The organism is Bacteroides reticulotermitis JCM 10512 (genome assembly GCF_000517545.1).
GTDB lineage: Bacteria > Bacteroidota > Bacteroidia > Bacteroidales > Bacteroidaceae > Bacteroides > Bacteroides reticulotermitis.
The window spans coordinates 35736-56795 of record NZ_BAIV01000017.1 but is presented as its reverse complement, the minus strand read 5'-3'; the positions used below and the strand labels follow the sequence as shown (position 1 = coordinate 56795).

Genomic DNA, 21060 nt, shown 5'->3' with positions numbered 1-21060 from the left:
GATATTCTAATCTTTAAAATTAATATTATTTCGGTTATATATTTTATTATCGAATACAGTTTTTAAAGTGGATATAAGCTGTATCCCAAGCCTCGGTATCCTGCGGGTGATAAGTTTTCAGTGGGATCGAACGATTAATCAGCTGACGCATGCCGGCAACATCGGTCGCTTCGCCTGCCGCCATTGCCTGAATCATCACATTACCGATAGCAGTTGCTTCGGACGGTCCTGCAACAACCGGAATACCGATTGCATTGGCCGTAAACTGATTGAGCAAATCGTTGCGGCTACCTCCGCCAATCACGTGCAGCGTTTCAATAGGCCGGGGAGAAAGTGCCCGCAAGTTCTCCAACACCTGCCGATAGCGCAAAGCCAGACTTTCGAAGATACAGCGTACGATCTGTCCACGTTTCTCCGGGACCGATTGTCCGGTAGCCCGGCAATAGTCCATAATTGCTTTCTCCATATCCGCGGGATTGGCAAAACAAGTATCATCCGGATTAATCAGGCTACGGAACGGTTCGCAGGAATCGGCTTCACTGATCAATTCAGGATAGCTTGCCTCCGTCCATTTCAGACGGCAACGCTCCAACAGCCACATACCGCAAATGTTTTTCAGTAGACGGATGGTTCCTTCTACGCCGCCTTCATTCGTAAAGTTGAGAGCCTCCGTTTCCGCGTTGATCACAGGAGCGTCTGTTTCAACACCCATCAAGGACCAAGTACCGCTACTTAAATACGCAAAGTTGCGATCGAGCGCAGGCACAGCGGCAACAGCCGATCCGGTATCATGTCCGGCTACCGCAATCACAGGGATTGCACCCAGCCCGGTTATCTTTTGTACTTCTTCAGTCAGCACGCCAACCTTTTCTCCCGGAAAGACGAAGCGTCCGAAGTTCTCTTCCGACAGTCCTACCGCTTCCAGCAAGGATGGATCCAAACGCTGAGTCTGTGCATTCACCATTTGCGCAGTCGAAGCGATGGTATATTCAGTCACCATGTTTCCAGTGAGCATATAGCTCAACGCGTCCGGCATAAACAATATCTTATCGGCCGCTTCCAACGCACTGTCATTATTGCGGCGCAGGGTATCTAACTGAAATAGTGAATTAAAATTCATCACCTGTATACCCGTTTTTCCATAAACTTCGCTACGTGAGATCCGGGCAAAGAACGCTTCCGGTGCTCCCACGGTATGCGGGTCACGGTATGCGTAAGGTTGGCGAAGCAGATTGCCATCTTTTCCGACACAAACAAAATCGACTCCCCAGGTATCAATACCGATGGAAGCGATGGATTCACCACGGTGAGCTACCAGCTTCAACCCGTCAATGATGTGACTATATAATGCGTAAATATCCCAGTAGAAATGTCCGCCGACTTCGATCAGATGGTTTGGAAAGCGGTTGATCTCTTCCAGATTCAATCCTCCTTCAATGAAAGATCCTAAGATGGTACGGCCGCTCGTTGCGCCCAAGTCGACTGCGAAAAAGTTTTGTTTCATGGTATTCTGTCTATATGTTTAAGGTATACATTTACCTACATGGCAAAGATAGGCTATTCTATCCCCCTTTTCCTTATTCATTTTGATAGAAAGGGTGTGCATTTTGACACAAAGATACCATATCCTATGAAACACAAGGAGTTAAATAAATGAAATGTTCTAATTCCAGCCTACACCGAGCCTCCGGTATCGGGAAGCCCGGGCATCTGTTTTAACAGATAACGCCTTCCATCGCAGCGTTTATCTCTCTCCGATGCACTAATTATTCAGCGCCATTGCCTTTATTATTTCGTATAACTATAGTCTCCCTTTCGTATGACTATAGTGTCTCTTGCGTATGACTGTAGTTACTCTTTCGTATAACTATAGTCATACGAATAAATAGCAGCAAGCGAGCTAACAAACGAATGCAGCAGGAAGAAGAGAAAAAGGCATGCGGGAGCAATACCGTATATCATTCCCGAATCGCCAAACTCCATCACAGGCCATTCACAAAACAAAGCATCCTCATAAAATAAATAAGCGGAACTGCCCTCTCCGAATGTTTTTTTCGCTTTTATGCAAAGAAAGCTTGTTTTTATGCATGTTTCTCCAAAATTATGCATACTTTTGCAGCTCTTTCAGAATAATTATACAAAATGAAGAAAAAAGCAAACCGGTTAGACGCCATCAAAATGATTATCTCCAGCAAGGAAATAGGCTCTCAAGAAGAACTGTTGCAAGAGTTGAACCGCGAAGGCTTCGAACTAACGCAAGCTACTCTTTCGCGCGATCTGAAACAACTCAAAGTAGCTAAAGCTGCCAGCATGAGTGGGAAATACGTATATGTATTGCCAAACAACATCATGTACAAACGTCCGAACGACCAAAGTACCCGCGAGATGTTGGTCAATCACGGCTTTATCTCTCTCCAGTTTTCGGGCAATATCGCAGTAATCCGTACGCGTCCGGGATACGCCAGTAGCATGGCTTACGACATCGACAACCACGAATACAGTGATATATTAGGAACAATTGCCGGTGATGATACGATCATGCTGGTGCTACGTGAAGGAGTTTCGTCGACTGCGGTACGCAATTTTCTTTCATTTATCATTCCCAACATACAATAAACCTATTTAGATTAGTTAGTAAAAAAATGGATACTCAGCAAATAGATGTTATGGTAGCCGACGCCTCACATGAGGTTTATGTTGACACTATTTTGGACACAATCAGAAAAGCAGCGGCCGTACGTGGAACCGGGATCGCCGAACGCACGCATGAGTATGTGGCAACCAAAATGAGAGAAGGCAAAGCAATCATCGCCCTGAGTGGCGATACCTTCGCCGGCTTTACCTATATCGAGTCGTGGGGAAACAAGCAATATGTGGCAACCTCCGGTCTGATTGTGCATCCCGACTTCCGAGGAGCGGGATTGGCCAAACGCATCAAACAAGCTTCATTTCAATTAGCACGGCTTCGATGGCCGAGAGCTAAAATATTTAGCTTAACTTCGGGGGCTGCTGTGATGAAAATGAATACCGAACTAGGTTATGTACCTGTGACTTTCAACGAGCTTACAGATGATGAAGCTTTTTGGAAAGGATGCGAGGGATGCACCAACCACGACATATTGGTAGCCAAGAATCGTAAATTCTGCATCTGCACAGCCATGCTATATGATCCGGAAGATCCCCGAAATCGTAAAAAAGAACAAGAGAATAATAACATTTAATATATACAGCACTATGGACGGAAAAAAGAAAAAAGTAGTGGTAGCATTCAGTGGTGGATTGGATACATCGTTCACCGTCATGTACCTCGCCAAAGAAAAGGGCTATGAAGTATATGCAGCTTGCGCCAACACCGGCGGCTTCAGCGAAGAACAGCTGAAAACGAATGAAGAAAATGCCTATAAACTAGGAGCGGTAAAATATGTAACGCTCGACGTTACACAGGAATATTACGAGAAAAGTCTCAAATACATGGTCTACGGTAATGTACTCCGTAACGGTACCTACCCCGTTTCCGTGAGTTCGGAACGTATCTTTCAGGCATTATCCATTGCGCGCTACGCCAATGAAATCGGAGCTGACGCCATCGCTCATGGTTCCACAGGAGCCGGCAACGACCAGATCCGCTTCGACATGACCTTCCTTGTACTGGCACCAAACGTAGAGATCATAACACTGACTCGCGACATGGCGCTAACTCGCCAGGACGAAATAGATTACCTGAACAAACATGGTTTCAGCGCCGATTTCGCCAAGCTGAAATACTCCTATAACGTAGGCTTATGGGGTACCTCTATCTGCGGAGGTGAGATACTCGACTCGGCTCAGGGATTGCCCGAAACCGCCTACCTGAAGCATGTAGAAAAGGAAGGAACCGAACAGCTACGCCTGACTTTCGAAAAAGGCGAACTAAAGGCTGTCAACGATACCACATTTGACGATCCGATCGAAGCTATCCAAAAGGTAGAAGAGATTGGCGCCGCATACGGCATCGGACGTGATATGCACGTAGGTGACACGATTATCGGAATCAAAGGCCGGGTAGGCTTCGAAGCTGCCGCCCCGATGTTGATCATCGGCGCACACCGCTTCCTCGAAAAATACACATTAAGCAAATGGCAGCAATATTGGAAAGACCAGGTGGCCAATTGGTACGGTATGTTCCTTCATGAGAGCCAATACCTGGAACCGGTGATGCGCGACATCGAAGCCATGCTTCAAGAGAGTCAGCGTAACGTCAACGGAACCGTTATTCTGGAACTGCGCCCTCTTTCTTTCTCTACCATAGGGGTAGAATCGGAAGACGACCTCGTGAAAACCAAATTCGGTGAATATGGTGAGATGCAAAAGGGATGGACTGCCGAAGATGCCAAGGGCTTTATCAAGGTTACTTCCACACCGCTACGTGTTTACTACAATAACCATAAGGACGAAGAGATATGATTAAAGCAGGAATCATCGGTGGAGCCGGATACACAGCGGGCGAATTAATTCGCTTGCTGATCAACCATCCCGAAACTGAAATCGTATTTATCAACAGCAACAGCAACGCAGGCAATAAAATTACCGATGTACACGGAGGGTTATATGGAGAAACGGATTTGGTATTCACCGACGAACTCCCATTGGACAGCATCGACGTGCTTTTCTTCTGTACCGCTCATGGCGATACCAAGAAATTCATAGAGAGCCATAACTTACCGGAAAATCTCAGAATCATCGACCTATCGATGGACTATCGCCTGAAAAGCGACGATGAGCACGAATTTGTATATGGGTTACCCGAATTGAATCGCCGGGCCACTTGCACCGCCAAATACGTGGCCAACCCCGGCTGCTTCGCCACTTGCATTCAGTTGGGACTTCTTCCGCTGGCCAAACACCTGATGCTGAAAGACGACATCATGGTAAATGCAATCACCGGAAGTACCGGAGCCGGCGTTAAACCCGGAGCCACTACTCATTTCAGCTGGCGTAATAATAATATGAGTGTTTATAAAGCATTCGACCACCAGCATGTGCCGGAAATCAAACAATCGTTGAAGCAGTTGCAAAACAGTTTCAATGCGGAGATTGATTTCATCCCCTATCGCGGGGACTTTGCACGCGGCATATTCGCCACGCTGGTAGTAAAAACAAAAGTGGCGCTCGATGAGATCACGCGTATGTACGAAGAGTATTACGCAAAAGATTCGTTTGTACACATCGTGGACAAGAACATAGATCTCAAACAGGTGGTCAACACCAATAAGTGCCTCATCCATCTGGAAAAGCACGGCGACAAGCTTTTAATTATTTCCTGCATCGACAACTTGCTAAAGGGGGCCAGTGGACAAGCGGTTCACAACATGAACCTGATGTTCAACCTGGAGGAAACAATCGGCCTACGCTTGAAGCCGAGTGCATTTTAACGTAAAACGAACCAAAGTATTATGAATTTATTCGACGTATATCCATTATATAATGTAAACATAGTAAAGGGAGAAGGCTGCTACGTATGGGACGAAAACGGTACAAAGTACCTCGACCTTTACGGAGGACATGCTGTGATTTCCATCGGACATTCACATCCTCACTATGTGAAAGTGGTTAGTGACCAGATAGCCAAGCTTGGCTTCTACTCTAACTCGGTCATCAATAAGCTTCAACAGGAAGTTGCCGAACGATTGGGTAAATTGTCCGGCTACGAAGACTATTCGCTATTCCTCATCAATAGCGGTGCCGAAGCCAACGAGAATGCGCTCAAACTGGCATCTTTCCACAACGGACGCACCAAAGTGCTTTCATTCAACCAATCGTTCCACGGCCGTACTTCACTGGCAGTAGAGGTTACACAAAACCCTAAAATAATTGCCCCGATCAACGACAACGGGCACGTAACGTATCTTCCGCTGAACGATATCGAAGCCATGAGAACCGCATTGGCCGGAGGTGAGTTCTGCGCTGCCATCATTGAAGGCATTCAGGGCGTGGGAGGCATTCAGACTCCGACAACGGAATTCATGCAGGAGCTCCGCAAAGCTTGTACGGAAACGGGTACCATCCTGGTACTGGACGAGATACAGAGCGGATATGGACGGAGTGGCAAATTCTTCGCTCACCAATACGCTGACATCCGTCCGGACCTGATCACGGTTGCGAAAGGAATCGGCAACGGTTTCCCAATGGCAGGCGTACTGATCAGTCCCATTTTTACACCGGTATACGGACAGCTCGGCACGACGTTTGGTGGCAATCACCTCGCTTGTGCAGCCGCGCTTGCCGTGATGGACGTAATTGAACAAGAAGACCTGGTGCAAAACGCCCGCAAGATAGGAGATTATCTATTGAACGAGTTCAAGAAGTTTCCGGAGATTAAAGAGGTTCGCGGTTGCGGACTCATGATCGGCCTGGAGTTTGACAAACCGATCAAAGAGATGCGTAGCCGGTTAATTTACGATGAACATGTATTTACCGGAGCTAGCGGTACCAACGTACTTCGCTTGCTACCTCCCCTTTGCATTCGCAAAGAAGAGGCCGATGAGTTCCTGACTAAGTTCAGAAAAGTCCTCTAACCCTCTTTTTTGATTAATAAACAGCCAACCTCAAAAAGTAGCCTGCCCGAGAAGTCATTTCTTACAGGCTGCTTTTTGTTTTTTCACAATTTACCGTTACCTTTGTCTATAACAATTCACCAAAACAAGCGCATATGAAAATAGCTATTATCGCGCCGGAAACATGGGTGGTTCTATCGCCCGCGGACTAGCAAAAGGAAGCATGATTTCCGAATCAGACATCATCGTTTCGAACCCCAGCAGGGGCAAGTTAAAGGAATTGAAAGTTAACTTCCCCATGATCACAACCACGCAGAGCAACACAGATGCCGTTGCCGGAGCGGACATTGTGATACTCTCCGTCAAACCGTGGCTAATTGAATCAGTCGCACGCGAACTGAAGCTCAAGAGCAAGCAGATTCTGATTTCCGTAGCCGCCGGGATAAGCTTTGAACAGTTAGCTCACTACGTTGTGGACCCCGAAATGCCTATGTTCCGCCTCATCCCCAATACGGCTATCAGTGAGCAGGAAAGCATGACACTAATCGCCTCTCGCAACACCACAAACGAGCAGGAACTCTTCATCCTCAGCCTATTCAACGAGATGGGAATGGCAATGCTTATTCCTGAGGATAAGATGGAAGCGGCTACTGCCCTCGCCTCCTGCGGGATTGCTTTTGTGCTGAAATATATTCAGGCAGCTATGCAGGCGGGAATCGAAATGGGCATCCGTCCGAAAGACGCGATGCAAATGGTAGCCCAATCGGTAAAAGGCGCAGCAACTCTGATCTTAAATAATGATACGCACCCGAGCGTTGAAATCGATAAAGTAACAACTCCCGGAGGAATCACCATCAAAGGCCTCAACGAGCTGGAGCATACCGGATTCACTTCTGCTGTGATTAAAGCAATGAAAGAGAGCCGGTAAATAACTTGTGCGCGGTTCTTCATACAAGAAGCGCAACCACGAATTGATTTACGTATAAGATAGTATTTAGTATTAAACGATAAAAAAGCCTTCTTATCAATAAGAATGGGAACGTTAAATTATGGACGAACAAATTAAACAAATAGCAGAACGCCTGCACGGACTACGCGACGCTCTTGAGTTGAGTTCAGAAGATATAGCTCGCAGCTGTGACATCTCTGCAGAGGAGTATCGGCTTGCTGAATCTGGGAATCACGACATTTCCATAAGTATGCTGCAAAAGATAGCCCGTAAATATGATATAGCTTTAGACGCTTTAATGTTTGGCGAAGAACCGAAGATGAGTAGCTACTTCCTTACTCGCGCCGGCACAGGAACCAGCATCGAACGTACCAAAGCATATAAGTACCAGTCGCTTGCCGCCGGGTTTATAAACCGTTCGGCAGATCCGTTTATCGTAACCGTAGAGCCGAAGGCGGATAGCGAACCCCTGCATTTCAACAGCCATAGTGGACAAGAGTTCAACCTCGTTATCGAAGGACGTATGCTTGTTAGCATCGATGGTAAAAACCTGATACTTAATGAAGGTGATAGCCTTTTCTTCAATTCAAAACTTCCACATGGCATGAAAGCGCTCGACGGCAAAACCGTACGCTTTCTGGCAGTAATCATGTAATTATATTATGGTAGAGAAATTTTTAGCACAAACTGCTTTCGCCTCACAAGAGGATTTCGTCGAGAACTTTAAAGTGAATGTTCCGGAAGATTTCAACTTCGGATATGACGTTGTAGACGTCTGGGCTGAACAACAGCCCAATAAGAAAGCATTGCTGTGGACAAATGACAGAGGAGAAAGCCGTCAGTTCTCTTTTGCGGAAATGAAAGAGTATTCGGATAAGGCAGCCTCTTACTTTCAAAGCCTGGGCATCGGCCAAGGAGATATGGTTATGCTTATTCTCAAACGCCGGTATGAGTTCTGGTTCAGCATTATTGCCCTGCACAAACTCGGGGCTACGGCTATTCCGGCCACACACCTCCTGACCAAAAAGGATATTGTGTATCGTTGCAATGCGGCCGACATCAAAATGATTGTCGCGGCAGGCGAAGGTGTTATCACCAAACATATTGTCGATGCCATGCCCGAAAGCCCGAGCGTTAAACAATTAGTAAGTGTCGGCCCCGAAATATCGGAAGGGTTTGACGATTTCCATCAAGGAATAGAAAGTGCGGCTCCGTTCATACGTCCGTCGCACGTAAACACCAATGATGATATTTCGCTGATGTACTTTACATCAGGTACTACCGGCGAGCCGAAGATGGTTGCGCACGACTTTACGTATCCGTTGGGACATATCGTTACCGGTAGTCTCTGGCATCATCTGGACGAACAAAGCCTGCACCTCACCATTGCTGATACCGGATGGGGAAAAGCTGTCTGGGGAAAACTCTACGGACAGTGGATAGCCGGTGCTAACATCTTTGTATACGATCATGAAAAGTTTGCGCCCGGTGACATTCTGGAGAAAATACAAGACTATCGCGTCACGTCTCTCTGCGCTCCCCCGACTATCTTCCGTTTCCTAATCCACGAAGATCTGACTAAATACGATCTATCTTCGCTTCAATACTGTACGATTGCCGGAGAGGCTTTAAACCCGGCTGTATTTGAAACATTCAAGAACCTGACGGGCATTAAACTGATGGAGGGCTTCGGGCAGACCGAAACAACCTTAACCATCGCTACCATGCCGTGGATGGAGCCTAAGCCCGGAAGTATGGGATTGCCGAACCCACAGTATGACGTCGACCTGATTGACCAGGAAGGGCGTTCGGTGGAAGCCGGTGAACAGGGACAAATCGTAATCCGTACCGACAAAAGCAAACCGTTGGGGCTCTTCAAAGAGTACTACCGTGATCCGGAGCGCACACATGACGCTTGGCACGACGGTATCTATTATACGGGCGACGTAGCTGGAAAGACGAAGACGGTTATCTCTGGTTTGTAGGCCGCTCGGATGATGTTATCAAAAGTTCCGGTTACCGCATCGGCCCTTTCGAAGTAGAAAGTGCCTTGATGACTCACCCGGCTGTAATCGAATGCGCCATCACCGGAGTACCGGACGAAATACGCGGACAGGTAGTAAAAGCTACAATTGTTCTTTCCAAGGATTATAAAGCACGTGCCGGAGAAGCACTGATCAAGGAGTTGCAGAATCATGTAAAGAAGGTAACGGCTCCTTATAAATATCCTCGCGTAATCGAATTCATCGACGAACTGCCTAAAACAATCAGCGGTAAAATACGCCGGGTAGAGATTCGGAAAAATGATGAGAAATAAATAAGGGGGTAACTCTCTTATCCACCTTTACAGAAAGTCCTTCCGATTGGCTACAACCCCATTCGGAAGGACTTCTTATTTACATTCAACCGTAAAATGAATCATTCGCATACCTATCCTGACACAAATGAGCCATTCCGTTTCTACGACATCTCTTAAATTTGCAGTCGACCAAGTCAACAGGCAAGATGTGCCGGACGCGTGTCGCTAAGTATGCTTCATTGGTTTTAGGTTAATATATTTAGGTTTAAGCCGGTTGCGATGGGAGATCACGACCGGCTTCTTTATCAAACACGACCTTACTTGCCCTCGATTTATAAGCCAATTGCGCCGATCACCATTTACCCATCGATTGTATTCTTTGGTCACCCATCTCTTGCGTTTCCCATTTACCATCGACTTGATCGAATAGCACAGAATTTCCTTTCGCTTTACTGGAGTAGGACTGTCCCCCAATTTTCAAGTTCTGTTTCCCATAGCTGAAAACGGCTTTATTACTTGTATTATGTATAGATAAGCTTGCCGGTTTTTTAGCATTCAACTCTGCGTCAATCACCCACTCGCCACATTGGAACCGATTATTGCTCCGCACAATTTCAACGGTCCGATCTCCGGCAGCCTCTACCTGAATAATAGTCAGTATGCGATTCGCTTTGCTGGGCCCAAAGCTTGCCGTAAGTGCCCATGAAGGCGTAAAGTCTTCTCCACGCTGAGCAATCTTTTCATTAGGCGCTGCCGCATACGTATCGGTCTGTGTTATGTCACTTTTCTGTTCGCAGAACAATTGAGCAACGGACTTCACATTCATCGCTTCGTAGACCGTTGTCAAGAGGGATGATTGCTTATCGATCTCAAATTTCACCGGACTATGCAGTAGCCAATCCCAACGCACTTCCTCTCCCGCTTCCAACTCATCATAGATAACGATCTTATTGGGATGCAACAAAAAGATATGCCTGCGGTATTTCTTCAACGATGTCTCACCAAAACCATTTTCGGGCGACTGTTCCAGTTGATACTTCTCGAAACTGCGTTTCCACAAACGTACATTGCTGATTCCGCAATACGCCCTAGAAGCATCACCCAAAGCATACGAGATGTGATCGCCATTAAACATACGTACGATGTATCCATTAGCGTCGGTTGTAAAAGGTTGCCCAATGCCGTTTATCAACATTGTGTTATGAGCACGCGTATTGCGATAAGACAATAGGTTGTGAGGATCACTGAAATTCATATAATGACCGGCTGCATGATAAATAGCCTTCCCGGCATAGTGCAGATTAAAAGCGTTCTGATTGGAATGTGTATGATTACCTGAGCCAAAAGGACTGGAACGGAAACTTAAACTGAGGTTCTGCTCCAAATTATTTAAACTGCTATTCGCTATCATTTCTCCGCAATCTCTGAACCAGACAGCCTTCGGTGCATTTATCGGCAACTCATGGTTCATTGGGCGGTGCTTGCCGCTTGCCAAACGATACAAGCGCGTTTCTGGTTCGGTCTTATAGCGATCATTCAGCGAAGAGTACCAAGTTGCATACGGATCGCCTGTGTTACGAGCCAAGAAGTCAGCAAAAGCACTCCGAATGCGCAAAGGTTTACCATTCATTTTTTCGTGGCCATCACCGAAGCCTGCACTAAGCGAGCCCGGCTGCCATGTATACGCAGTACCCATACCGGCATTTTTATACCAAGGATGTTGCAGAAAATCCGTTCCGGTTATATAGCTGAACAATGTAGGCATATAAGATAAGCTCACAGCATTCGCGCTGAAATAGTTGGCTCCATTATGCCAAACCCCGTCCCGATTGAATCCGGTAGCGGGTCCGCGGGTATTCCAAAGCTCGTAGTAATATTCCAAGTATTCTTTTGCCAGAGGATATTTATCGTATACAACCAGTGAGGCTTGCACAAAGCGGCGGATGGTGAACTGCCAGATATGTTCATCAAAGAACATATTTTCCTCACGTCCCAAAATACGCCCTTCATAATAATAAGAAAGGATCTTCATAATCCGAGCTTCTATCTGTTCACGTTCTTCCGAAGAGAAATACGCATAGCAGTTTTCGTACGTACAAGCCAATAGATAAACCAGCTCTCCCGCACTGAAATCATTCTGTACAAACCGCTCATCAGGCTCTATGGGTAACAGACACCGCACATTGGCCACCATTTTATCGGCATAAACTTGCTGCTGTAGCATTTGATAAGCCGTATTCAGGTTATCGCAATACTCCGACATGGTAAAGACATGTTTATAGGGTTGAGTGTCCGTACTAAAATCCATCGCAAGTGCCTTGCGGGAGTCTGTAATCATCTCCTCGAATTCGGGGTGTGAACGCATATCCTTTCGGGCTTCTTCCAGGTGATCATTCAAGAAACAATAGATACGTGGATATTGCTGAGGGATATTTTCCAGGAATGTAGCAAATGGAGGTGTTGCAAACTTGGGCGTAGCTCTTCGATTATGAAGCTATACGTTTCGCCCCAAGGCAGTTCGTCTCCCGATTTACTAACCGATCGGAAACGCCAATACCAGGTTCCCGTTTTCAACACCTGATGCGGGTTGAACATACACCAAGGAACCGGCTTGGATAAAATCGTGTTCCGCCCGTTAAAATTCTTGTCTTGTGACAAACAGAATTGAAGGTAATCCGATTGCTTCATTGCCAGTGGCACCAACAGTGGAGCGGGATTCAAATAAACAATATTACGTTGTTGGGGGTAAGGCTCCTTACGCTGCGGATTATTGGCGTTCAAAGGAAGCATACCCAAGCACAATGCTAAAAGAATAATCATTTGTGTTCTCATTAGGCTACATTTTTAAGTCTGTGATTCAACAATAAGCTGAGTTTATATAAAAGTTATTTATGAGCGTCCGCAAGGGAGTGAACCCTTTCAAGACTTCCGGTTCATACCAGTCAGCACTGTTCGGTAGGAGTTCCAACCGATTGTCGTCCGGCAGAGTTTCTCGGTTTGTAAAATTAGTCATTGCTACTCACTTAGCTATGACAAAGACATTCTATAGAGTTGAGATTATAAAGAACATATATCGATTATGTCTTTTATTATGTGGTTTTTATCCAATCGCTTGGCTGAAGCGATAAGTTATCGTAATTTGGGTACGGAAAATTTGGTTTGGCAAAAGATATCAGGGTTGTTTCAGCCAATGGAATATTCAGAAATAAGAAATTACAGAATAAAAGTCAATGTCACAACTGCGGTTTGTACAATTGGCATATATATTTAGACGTTTCTATTAGTCTTTTCCTTTCGCATGATGCATCTTTGCAAGTATTAAATCAAAGAGCAATATAGAAGGATTCAAGAAAGATGAAAGCAAACACGCAAGCGGTGATCTACGCAGGAGCAGCTGTATTAAGCTGGTCTACGATAGCAACCGCTCTCAAAGTAGCATTAAAATATCAAACGCATTTTGAAATGTTATTGATAGCAAGCAGTACAGCTCTTTTATTCTTTTTAATGATAGTGACTGTTCAGAAAAAGTGGAGCAAAGTAAACCAACTATCCGGCAAACAATGGAGAACTTTTGCGGGAATAGGCCTACTCAATCCGGTAGCCTACTACCTGATATTATTCAAAGCCTATGATTTGCTTCCTGCACAAATAGCCCAACCACTTAACTATACCTGGCCTATTGTTCTTTTAATCCTGCTAGCCGCATTTGCACACCAACCGATACCACCCCGGAAGTACATCGGTATGTTCATATCATTAGGAGGTATCGTGTTGATTACAATGAGCAGTGGTCAAGGAGGAAAAAATGCTTCTGCCGTAGGAATTGCACTTGCACTTTCAAGTGCCATACTTTGGGCATCATACTGGCTGATCAACAACCGACAACGTAAAGTGGATACCAGCGTGGCATTGCTTATTACGTTCTTATTTGGAACCGTTTACCTAATACTTGCAGCATCCATCATTGGTACTCATAGCTATTCACTCTCCGGCCTACTCTCCAGTATGTACGTTGGATGTTTCGAAATAGCCATTCCTTTTATCTTTTTCGGTCTAGCCATGCGGAAAACGACCAACCCGGCACTGATAAATCAGATGTGTTATTTCTCCCCATTCCTTTCGCTTCTCTTTATTACTCTCGTGCTGGGTGAACAGATTGTTTTCACTACTTACCTAGGATTAATCTTGATTGTAGGTGGCATCATATTCAATCAGTATTGCGTGAAAGTAGTGTGCAGAAAAGAAATCATACCGAAATCCTGAGATCTTGAAGGATCATCTGCATGTTGTGTAAATGTTGTGCAACCAACATAAAACAAAAACGCCAACCACCTTTTACAAGGGGTTGGCGTTTCTTCAAGTACTCGAAGCGGGACTTGAACCCGCACAGCCGCAATGGCCAAGGGATTTTAAGTCCCTCGTGTCTACCGATTCCACCATTCGAGCATCCTTTCAAAGAAGAGCGGAAAACGAGACTCGAACTCGCGACCCTAACCTTGGCAAGGTTATGCTCTACCAACTGAGCTATTTCCGCGTTTTTTCAACGGGTGCAAAGATAAGCAGTTTACTTCTTACTGCCAAACTTTTTCAGAGGAAAGTTTTATCTCAACCCGCTAAAAGAATTAACTATCTGGCTAGCAAACGCTTTTCGGCTTCTTCCATCTCCTGAAAGCTAAACCCATCGACTACTTGCTGCATCAATGCAGAGATTTCATCGTTACAGAGATTTCCAATGCTACCTTCGTGGGTATGATGAACTTCTTTATTATGCGCAAATTTACCAGCCTCAATATCCAATCCCACTTTTTTATAAGCATCCCGGAAAGGCATTCCTTCGTGAGCCAGCCGGTTTACTTCCTCGACACTGAAGATCAAAAGGTATTTATCATCATCCAGAATATGATCGTTCACCTTGATCTCATTCATGATATAGGTGGTCATTCGCAAGCAATCTTTCAATTCTTGAAATGCCGGAAGAAAGATTTCCTTGATAATCTGCAAATCACGAAAATAGCCGGAAGGCAAATTGTTCGCTATCATCATAATCTGTTGAGGCAATGATTGCAGTTTATTGCACTTGGCACGTGTCAATTCGAATACATCCGGATTCTTTTTATGCGGCATAATACTAGATCCGGTGGTACAATCGTCAGGAAGCTTCACAAACCCAAAGTTCTGACTATTGAACATGCAAGCATCAAAAGCAAGTTTGGAGATGGTACCGGCAATAGTAGCCAATGCAAACGCTACATTACGCTCCATCTTTCCACGCCCCATCTGCGCATATACCACATTGTAGTTTAAAGAATCGAAGCCCAGCAACTGTGTAGTCATTGTACGATCCAACGGAAAGGACGAGCCATAGCCGGCAGCCGATCCCAACGGATTACGATTACACATTTTGAAGGCTGCTTGCAGAAAGAGCATATCATCAACCAAACTCTCAGCATAGGCACCAAACCATAAACCGAACGATGAGGGCATCGCAATCTGCAAATGGGTATATCCGGGCATCAAAACGTCTTTGTATCGCTCGCTTTGATGAATGAGCACATGAAAGAGCTCTTCGACAGCTTCTGCTATCTCTCTGATTTGCGTACGGGTGAAAAGCTTTAAGTCGAGTAATACCTGATCATTGCGGGAACGTCCGCTATGAATTTTCTTCCCAACATCTCCCAAAGAACGGGTTAGCAACAGTTCGACTTGCGAGTGCACATCCTCCACGCCTTCTTCAATCACAAACTGCCCATTCTCAGCAGAAACATAGATTCGCTTCAATTCGGCAAGCAATTGCGCCAATTCTTCTTTAGTTAGCAAACCGATACTTTCGAGCATCGTAATATGAGCCATCGAGCCTAACACATCATGCTTGGCCAAATAGAGGTCCATCTCACGGTCACGTCCAACCGTAAAGTTCTCGATATCTTTATTTACCTGCGTGGATTTCTCCCAAAGTTTCTGCGCCATTTTCTCTACTTCAAGAATTAATATTTAATCATTGCAAGCATATCAACCATTTTCCCTAAACCTTCTTGAATAGGTTTTTGTATCATCGCCTTCATAAATGGATTGATTTCCAGCCCAATGGTGATCTTGATTTTACATTCTTCTTCGGTTACCGGAACCAATTGAATCCAGAGATTGAAGGGGAGCGGCGAGTTGATACTCTCGAGCTTGATGCAACTGCACGGTTCGCGCTCAACAATCTTAAGCGTCATTTGTCCTAGCGGAGCAGCATTGAAGCTAAGCGTATCGGTATCAAAGCTCATATCTTTCACCTTATCCTGAGGCAAGTGATCTTTGATCTTTTCCACATTACTCAAATCGGATAACTTTTCGTACACGCGTTCTTGCCCATAAGATAGTGTCTTTACCTCACTCTCAAATTTATTCATAGTTTCTTGTATTATAAAAACAAAAAAGAACAATCCGAACAATTAGTGTCCGAATGGTCCTTTCTACTTTTGTACATATTTAAATTCAAAAACGAATCTTATTTCCCTGCGTCCCAATGAGCTGGGTCTTTACGCCATTCATTCAGGGTTGCAACGTCTTCTTCTTCAATATAACCTGTACGAAGAGCCACATCAAGCACAGCTTCATAATTCGTCAATGTCACCAAAGGAACCTTAGCTTCTTTAAATGCTTGCTCTGCAACCGGAAAGCCATAAGTATAAGCGGCCACCATACCAATTACTTCACAACCATCGCGACGAATAGCCTCAACTGCTTTCAAACTACTTCCACCGGTAGAGATGAGGTCTTCTACAACCACCACTTTCATACCCGGGCGTAACTCTCCCTCAATAAGGTTTTCCAATCCATGATCTTTCGGAGTGGCACGAACGTACACAAATGGAAGGTTTAATGCGTCTGCAACCAAGGCTCCTTGCGGAATAGCACCGGTAGCAACACCTGCAATAGCATCCACTTGTCCGAATCGTTCCAATATCAGACGTGTAATTTCAATCTTCACAAAATTACGAAGAGAAGGATAAGACAGTGTCTTACGGTTATCACAATAAAAAGGTGATTTCCATCCTGAAGCCCACGTAAACGGATTAGCCGGCTGAAGCTTAATGGCTTTTATTTTAAGAAGCTTCTCCGCAAACAGTCTCTCTAAGTTTTTCATAACTAAACCAACTATTAATTATTTTCCGCAAAAATACGGAAATAGAATGAGAATTGAAAGAAGAAAGTAGTTTATTTTTCACCCTTCATACACATCTTCATCCGAGACTTCAATACATCGACGAATATCCTTTATCTCAAATCCACGGCTCATAGCAAAACGAATCAGCTTTCCGGCCTCTTCCCTATCATCCTGAGCATGAATACTTTTACGCTTTGAAGCGAGCAAGGAGCGTAGAATTGAAAGATACTCTTCTTCATCCACTCCATTTAAATGTCGCCAAGCAACATCCGACGGAATTTTTTTCATATAAAGCCCTTGGGCTATTTTAACTTTACCCCACTTGGCAAACCGAAACTTATCGTTAACATAGGCACGACAATAGCGCTCTTCATCAATAAAATTTTCGGTTTCAAGCCAGGTTAATATACGAGCAACCGCTTCATACGCAATACCCCATCGCTGCAATTTATCACTAATCTCCGAACGACAGCGCTCCGCTGTGGAACAATAGGACGCTACTTTCTTTAATGCTTCTTCTTCAGTTACTTGTGCACTCATTTATTCGCTTTTACCATTCTAGGATTACCAAAAAAATCATTTATTACTTCAATCTCTTTATAATGCATTTCACGCAACATATCCCTAACTTCATTACCGTATGCTTGATTTATCTCAAAATAGATTTTACCATTCGGAAGCAACAACTCCCTGCCCAAGTCAGCGATTCGCCGATAGAACAACAACGGATCATTATCCGGTACGAACAAAGCCTGCTCCGGTTCCCATTCAAGCACATTCGCCTCCATAGCAAGTTTCTCACCCTCTAGTATATAAGGAGGATTACTCACAATCACATCGTATTGTACTTCACTGCTTATCCCCTCCAAAAGTACATCCTGTTTTTCAAACCGTACATTCACCTCCAACTTCTCGCTGTTATAACGGGCAATCGTCAAGGCTTCTTCCGAAATGTCCCACGCGGTAACCTTCGCTTTGGGCAAAGCTTTTGCTAATGAAATGGCAATGCATCCACTCCCCGTGCCAATATCCAACACCGCAGGAGCCATGGCAGTATGTTCTTTTACGATCATCTCGACCAACTCCACGGTTTCAGGACGCGGAATCAACACGCCGGGAGCTACCCGAAATGAATTACCATAAAACTCAGCAAATCCGCGGATATACTGAATTGGCTCGTGTTTTTGCAAACGCAATAGAATGTTTTCCAATTCGCAGTGCGTGCTTGCAGATAATATTATATCTTTGCCCGTATAAATATCAAGTGCATTTAAGCCAAGCATATCACAACAAATCATCATTGCCAACGCTTTGGCTTCCTCAGGGGAGTAAGTTTTTTGTAAAGTCTGGCGAATACGAGATGTGAGACTGTTCATTTCTACCTTTTATTTGAGAGCGCAAAAATAAGAATAAAATAGTTAAGTCTAAAAGAATGGAAGAAAGAAAATATATGCAACGCTGCATACAACTAGCCAGAAACGGTTTATGCAATACCCCACCCAACCCCATGGTAGGAGCTGTTATTGTACATAACGGACGTATTATTGGCGAAGGTTATCATGTACGTTGCGGTGAAGCTCATGCAGAAGTAAACGCCATCCGTTCTGTTTCGGAGCAAGATAAACCTCTATTAAAAGAGTCGACAATCTATGTCAGCTTAGAACCATGTTCACATCAGGGTAAGACACCTCCATGCGCCGACCTTATTATAAAGAAGCAGATACCCCGGATTGTCATCGGCTGTCGGGATCCTTTTTCGGAAGTAGCTGGCAGAGGAATACAAAAGCTTAAAGATGCCGGCCGGGAGGTTATCGTGGGGGTTATGGAGAACGAATGTCAGCAACTCATTCGCCACTTCATTACTTTTAATACGAAGCAAAGGCCGTACATAACTTTAAAGTGGGCAGAATCTGCCGACGGTTTTATCGATTTAATCCGCACCGCAGGTACGCCAGTCATCTTGTCGTCGCCTCTAACTGCTATGCTTGCACACAAAAGACGGGCCGAGTCTGCCGCAATCCTCGTAGGTACTCGCACAGCCCTCTTAGACAATCCTTCATTAACTGTACGTAACTGGTACGGAGAGAACCCTGTACGAATTGTACTCGACCGGAGCTTGACACTTCCTCCTTCGTTGCATTTATTCGACGAAAAGGTCTCTACGATTGTTTGCACTGCCCAACAACATCCACAAAAGCACTTCATATCTTATTCAATATTTGATTATAAGAAACCGCTACTTCCTCAACTAATGACATACTTATACCAACAAAAAAAACAAACACTACTTGTAGAGGGGGGGACTCAGCTACTTCAATCATTTCTCGATTCCGGTTTGTGGGATGAAATTTACATTGAAAAGAGTTCCATGCAACTAGGCTCAGGCGTAAAAGCCCCACAGATAAGCGGAGAAAGCACTTGTTTGATAGAAAAACATTTTGGAGTACACTTCTGTCATTACACTCCCCCAAAAAATGTAAAATAGCGAGGTTCAGAGGCTTTTATGTCGACAAAATCGTCGTTGTTATCTATAATTTTATATAAAACTTCCCCTTTATGTTCTAAATCGGAAAAATTGTTTCTATTTTTGCAACTTGTAAATAAACACTATCTTTCAACATGAAAATAAAGTTTTTATCAGTCATTGCGAGTTTCTTCATCGTATCATTAGTCATTACTTCATGCCTTGACAATGATGATAATATCGAATACAGCCCTGATGCTACTATACGTGCATTCGTACTCGACACTATAGGTTATGGGGTCACTTACCCATTCACAATCGACCAACTAAAAGGAGAAATCTATAACGAAGATTCACTACCCGTTCGGGCAGACACAATTATCAATCGCATCTTGATCAAAACCATAACTACTGCGGGAATTGTTACAGTAAAGGATCAAAACGGCAATGACTCTATTCTGAGTTTATCCGATTCAATAGACTTGAGTAAAACCATCAATAAAGGAGCTCCACTGGTATTGAAAGTGTGGGCACCCGATATGCAACAAACCAAAGAGTACAAACTCTGGGTAAATATACACAAACATGATCCGGACTCAGTATCTTGGAAATACATGAATACGAATCCCAGCATTCTAAACAATGAATCGTTGAAATCTGTAATACTTAAAGGTAAAATCATAACTTACTCCGGTAGCACTTCATTGAAAGTTCACACAGCTCCTTTGAATAATCCGACTGCATGGAGTACATCAGCCATGGGTTCTGATTGGCCAAGCGGACAACCTTTGACATCAGTGATCAACTTTAAAGAGACACTGTATGCTACGAGTGGAGACAATCACGCATTTAAGTCAAGTGATGGTATAAACTGGGTAGCAGCCTCTTTCCCCGCTGCTAATGGAGATGGTTCCGTAGTCGATTTATTTTTAGCGGCTTATGATAACAAAATCCTATACAGCAGAATAGCTGGCGAAGCACGCACTTTTTACTCAACGGGAAGTGATACGGAAACCGGAAACAAGATCAGCGTGGACAGCGATGATCTAGATAAGTTCCCTGTAAAGAACATTTCTTATACGCTTCACAAGACTTCGTCAGGAATGCGAGGGGTTATGTTAGTGGGTGAACCTAAAGAGCCTACTACGATAGAAGGATCCAACAGTACCAAGATCAATACCACAGAAACTTGGGCGTATATGGAAGGGGCATCAGGTTGGATAAACTTGCCGGCAGGCTCTATCAACTCATATTGTCCGGAACTTAAAAATCCGTCAATCCTCTATTACAACGATTTATTCTACTTATTTGGCGAAGGGTTTAATGGTTTTTATAGATCAAATTCCGGACGTGACTGGAAGTTGGCAACTAAATTCAACTTCCCTCAAGTAGATTGGTCAAAATCAGGTGCTAACCATACGATTGCGACTCCTGAATTCAGAGGAAGAAAGAACTATGCCATGGTCTCTGACACACTGACTCATAACTTAATCTTTATGTTCAGTGGCGGAGAAGCTAGTTTCACAGAAAAAGTGACAGTGGCTGAGAGCACAAAAGAAACGACTGACGTAACACGTACTTATAATTATAGTTCGGAAGTATGGAGTGGACGCTTGAACCAACTTTGGTTTGACCTTGCGAACTCCGGCAAATAACAGACAT

General features: G+C 44.5%; 16 protein-coding genes, 2 tRNA genes and 3 pseudogenes. 11 read left to right on the top strand and 10 right to left on the bottom strand.

Annotation, left to right across the window (positions count from 1 at the left end):
• Positions 1-46 precede the first annotated feature (46 nt).
• Together rhaB and JCM10512_RS11645 are read right to left on the bottom strand one after the other, a co-directional pair.
• Positions 47-1504 carry a rhamnulokinase gene (gene rhaB / locus JCM10512_RS11650; protein ID WP_044163248.1) on the bottom strand — a complete coding sequence of 486 codons (1458 nt, stop codon included), beginning with the start codon at positions 1502-1504 and terminating at the stop codon, positions 47-49.
• Positions 1505-1851: 347 nt separating this feature from the next.
• Complete coding sequence (locus tag JCM10512_RS11645) at positions 1852-2109, bottom strand: hypothetical protein (protein ID WP_044163246.1); 258 nt, start codon at positions 2107-2109, stop codon at positions 1852-1854.
• A 33-nt stretch (positions 2110-2142) separates the two neighbouring features.
• On the opposite strand from JCM10512_RS11645, the gene argR reads away from it, so the two are divergent.
• The 8 genes and pseudogenes from argR to JCM10512_RS11605 all read left to right on the top strand — a co-directional run bounded on the left by argR (position 2143) and on the right by JCM10512_RS11605 (position 9799).
• Positions 2143-2616 carry an arginine repressor gene (argR, locus tag JCM10512_RS11640; protein ID WP_044163243.1) on the top strand — a complete coding sequence of 158 codons (474 nt, stop codon included), beginning with the start codon at positions 2143-2145 and terminating at the stop codon, positions 2614-2616.
• Positions 2617-2642: 26 nt separating this feature from the next.
• Positions 2643-3221 carry a GNAT family N-acetyltransferase gene (locus JCM10512_RS11635; protein WP_044163241.1) on the top strand — a complete coding sequence of 193 codons (579 nt, stop codon included), beginning with the start codon at positions 2643-2645 and terminating at the stop codon, positions 3219-3221.
• A 13-nt stretch (positions 3222-3234) separates the two neighbouring features.
• Positions 3235-4443 carry an argininosuccinate synthase gene (locus JCM10512_RS11630; protein ID WP_044163239.1) on the top strand — a complete coding sequence of 403 codons (1209 nt, stop codon included), beginning with the start codon at positions 3235-3237 and terminating at the stop codon, positions 4441-4443.
• The gene (gene argC / locus JCM10512_RS11625) at positions 4440-5411 is read left to right on the top strand and encodes an N-acetyl-gamma-glutamyl-phosphate reductase (RefSeq protein ID WP_044163237.1); all 972 of its coding nucleotides are present in this window, start codon (positions 4440-4442) and stop codon (positions 5409-5411) included. The genes JCM10512_RS11630 and argC overlap by 4 nt, the downstream gene beginning before the upstream one ends.
• A 21-nt stretch (positions 5412-5432) precedes the next feature.
• Positions 5433-6554, top strand: coding sequence for an aspartate aminotransferase family protein (locus JCM10512_RS11620; RefSeq protein ID WP_044163235.1), 1122 nt, complete (start codon positions 5433-5435; stop codon positions 6552-6554).
• 134 nt (positions 6555-6688) lie between these two features.
• Positions 6689-7461, top strand: a pseudogene (gene proC / locus JCM10512_RS11615) (pyrroline-5-carboxylate reductase).
• Positions 7462-7582: 121 nt separating this feature from the next.
• Positions 7583-8137, top strand: coding sequence for a helix-turn-helix domain-containing protein (locus tag JCM10512_RS11610; protein ID WP_044163232.1), 555 nt, complete (start codon positions 7583-7585; stop codon positions 8135-8137).
• A gap of 7 nt (positions 8138-8144) precedes the next feature.
• Positions 8145-9799 (top strand): annotated as a pseudogene (locus JCM10512_RS11605) (AMP-binding protein).
• Positions 9800-10133: 334 nt separating this feature from the next.
• Here the strand turns inward: JCM10512_RS11605 and JCM10512_RS11600 are convergent.
• Positions 10134-12613 (bottom strand): annotated as a pseudogene (locus JCM10512_RS11600) (DUF4962 domain-containing protein).
• 522 nt (positions 12614-13135) lie between these two features.
• Here JCM10512_RS11600 and JCM10512_RS11595 point away from each other — a divergent pair.
• On the top strand, positions 13136-14044 hold the full coding sequence (locus tag JCM10512_RS11595) for a DMT family transporter (RefSeq protein WP_044163229.1): 909 nt from the start codon (positions 13136-13138) through the stop codon (positions 14042-14044).
• 98 nt (positions 14045-14142) lie between these two features.
• On the opposite strand, the gene JCM10512_RS11590 is transcribed toward JCM10512_RS11595, so the two are convergent.
• From JCM10512_RS11590 to prmC, 7 genes are all read right to left on the bottom strand, one after another.
• Positions 14143-14227: transfer RNA gene (locus tag JCM10512_RS11590), tRNA-Leu, on the bottom strand.
• A gap of 15 nt (positions 14228-14242) precedes the next feature.
• A tRNA-Gly gene (locus JCM10512_RS11585) sits at positions 14243-14315 on the bottom strand.
• A 92-nt stretch (positions 14316-14407) separates the two neighbouring features.
• A complete protein-coding gene (argH, locus tag JCM10512_RS11580) occupies positions 14408-15748 on the bottom strand; it encodes an argininosuccinate lyase (protein WP_044163227.1) in 1341 nt (446 codons plus the stop codon).
• Between the two features lie 17 nt (positions 15749-15765).
• A complete protein-coding gene (locus JCM10512_RS11575) occupies positions 15766-16176 on the bottom strand; it encodes a hypothetical protein (RefSeq protein WP_044163303.1) in 411 nt (136 codons plus the stop codon).
• 98 nt (positions 16177-16274) lie between these two features.
• Positions 16275-16913: an orotate phosphoribosyltransferase gene (gene pyrE / locus JCM10512_RS11570; RefSeq protein ID WP_044163224.1), complete on the bottom strand. Its 639-nt coding sequence runs from the start codon at positions 16911-16913 to the stop codon at positions 16275-16277.
• A 78-nt stretch (positions 16914-16991) separates the two neighbouring features.
• Entirely contained in the window at positions 16992-17474 is a 483-nt protein-coding gene (locus JCM10512_RS11565) for a regulatory protein RecX (protein ID WP_044163223.1), read from the bottom strand.
• The gene (gene prmC, locus JCM10512_RS11560; protein WP_044163221.1) at positions 17471-18310 is read right to left on the bottom strand and encodes a peptide chain release factor N(5)-glutamine methyltransferase; all 840 of its coding nucleotides are present in this window, start codon (positions 18308-18310) and stop codon (positions 17471-17473) included. Before prmC ends, JCM10512_RS11565 begins: the two co-directional genes overlap by 4 nt.
• A 56-nt stretch (positions 18311-18366) precedes the next feature.
• On the opposite strand from prmC, the gene ribD reads away from it, so the two are divergent.
• Together ribD and bamI are read left to right on the top strand one after the other, a co-directional pair.
• On the top strand, positions 18367-19419 hold the full coding sequence (ribD, locus tag JCM10512_RS11555; RefSeq protein WP_044163219.1) for a bifunctional diaminohydroxyphosphoribosylaminopyrimidine deaminase/5-amino-6-(5-phosphoribosylamino)uracil reductase RibD: 1053 nt from the start codon (positions 18367-18369) through the stop codon (positions 19417-19419).
• A gap of 134 nt (positions 19420-19553) precedes the next feature.
• The gene (gene bamI, locus JCM10512_RS11550; RefSeq protein WP_044163217.1) at positions 19554-21053 is read left to right on the top strand and encodes a BamI family beta-barrel-assembly machinery protein; all 1500 of its coding nucleotides are present in this window, start codon (positions 19554-19556) and stop codon (positions 21051-21053) included.
• The last annotated feature ends 7 nt before the right edge of the window (positions 21054-21060 follow it).

What these genes read in the sequence shown, in the direction of transcription:
- rhaB (WP_044163248.1), bottom strand. Translation starts at nt 1,504, where the DNA reads ATGAAACAAAACTTTTTCGCAGTCGACTTGGGCGCAACGAGCGGCCGT.
- JCM10512_RS11645 (WP_044163246.1), bottom strand. Translation starts at nt 2,109, where the DNA reads ATGCATAATTTTGGAGAAACATGCATAAAAACAAGCTTTCTTTGCATA.
- argR (WP_044163243.1), top strand. Translation starts at nt 2,143, where the DNA reads ATGAAGAAAAAAGCAAACCGGTTAGACGCCATCAAAATGATTATCTCC.
- JCM10512_RS11635 (WP_044163241.1), top strand. Translation starts at nt 2,643, where the DNA reads ATGGATACTCAGCAAATAGATGTTATGGTAGCCGACGCCTCACATGAG.
- JCM10512_RS11630 (WP_044163239.1), top strand. Translation starts at nt 3,235, where the DNA reads ATGGACGGAAAAAAGAAAAAAGTAGTGGTAGCATTCAGTGGTGGATTG.
- argC (WP_044163237.1), top strand. Translation starts at nt 4,440, where the DNA reads ATGATTAAAGCAGGAATCATCGGTGGAGCCGGATACACAGCGGGCGAA.
- JCM10512_RS11620 (WP_044163235.1), top strand. Translation starts at nt 5,433, where the DNA reads ATGAATTTATTCGACGTATATCCATTATATAATGTAAACATAGTAAAG.
- JCM10512_RS11610 (WP_044163232.1), top strand. Translation starts at nt 7,583, where the DNA reads ATGGACGAACAAATTAAACAAATAGCAGAACGCCTGCACGGACTACGC.
- JCM10512_RS11595 (WP_044163229.1), top strand. Translation starts at nt 13,136, where the DNA reads ATGAAAGCAAACACGCAAGCGGTGATCTACGCAGGAGCAGCTGTATTA.
- argH (WP_044163227.1), bottom strand. Translation starts at nt 15,748, where the DNA reads ATGGCGCAGAAACTTTGGGAGAAATCCACGCAGGTAAATAAAGATATC.
- JCM10512_RS11575 (WP_044163303.1), bottom strand. Translation starts at nt 16,176, where the DNA reads ATGAATAAATTTGAGAGTGAGGTAAAGACACTATCTTATGGGCAAGAA.
- pyrE (WP_044163224.1), bottom strand. Translation starts at nt 16,913, where the DNA reads ATGAAAAACTTAGAGAGACTGTTTGCGGAGAAGCTTCTTAAAATAAAA.
- JCM10512_RS11565 (WP_044163223.1), bottom strand. Translation starts at nt 17,474, where the DNA reads ATGAGTGCACAAGTAACTGAAGAAGAAGCATTAAAGAAAGTAGCGTCC.
- prmC (WP_044163221.1), bottom strand. Translation starts at nt 18,310, where the DNA reads ATGAACAGTCTCACATCTCGTATTCGCCAGACTTTACAAAAAACTTAC.
- ribD (WP_044163219.1), top strand. Translation starts at nt 18,367, where the DNA reads ATGGAAGAAAGAAAATATATGCAACGCTGCATACAACTAGCCAGAAAC.
- bamI (WP_044163217.1), top strand. Translation starts at nt 19,554, where the DNA reads ATGAAAATAAAGTTTTTATCAGTCATTGCGAGTTTCTTCATCGTATCA.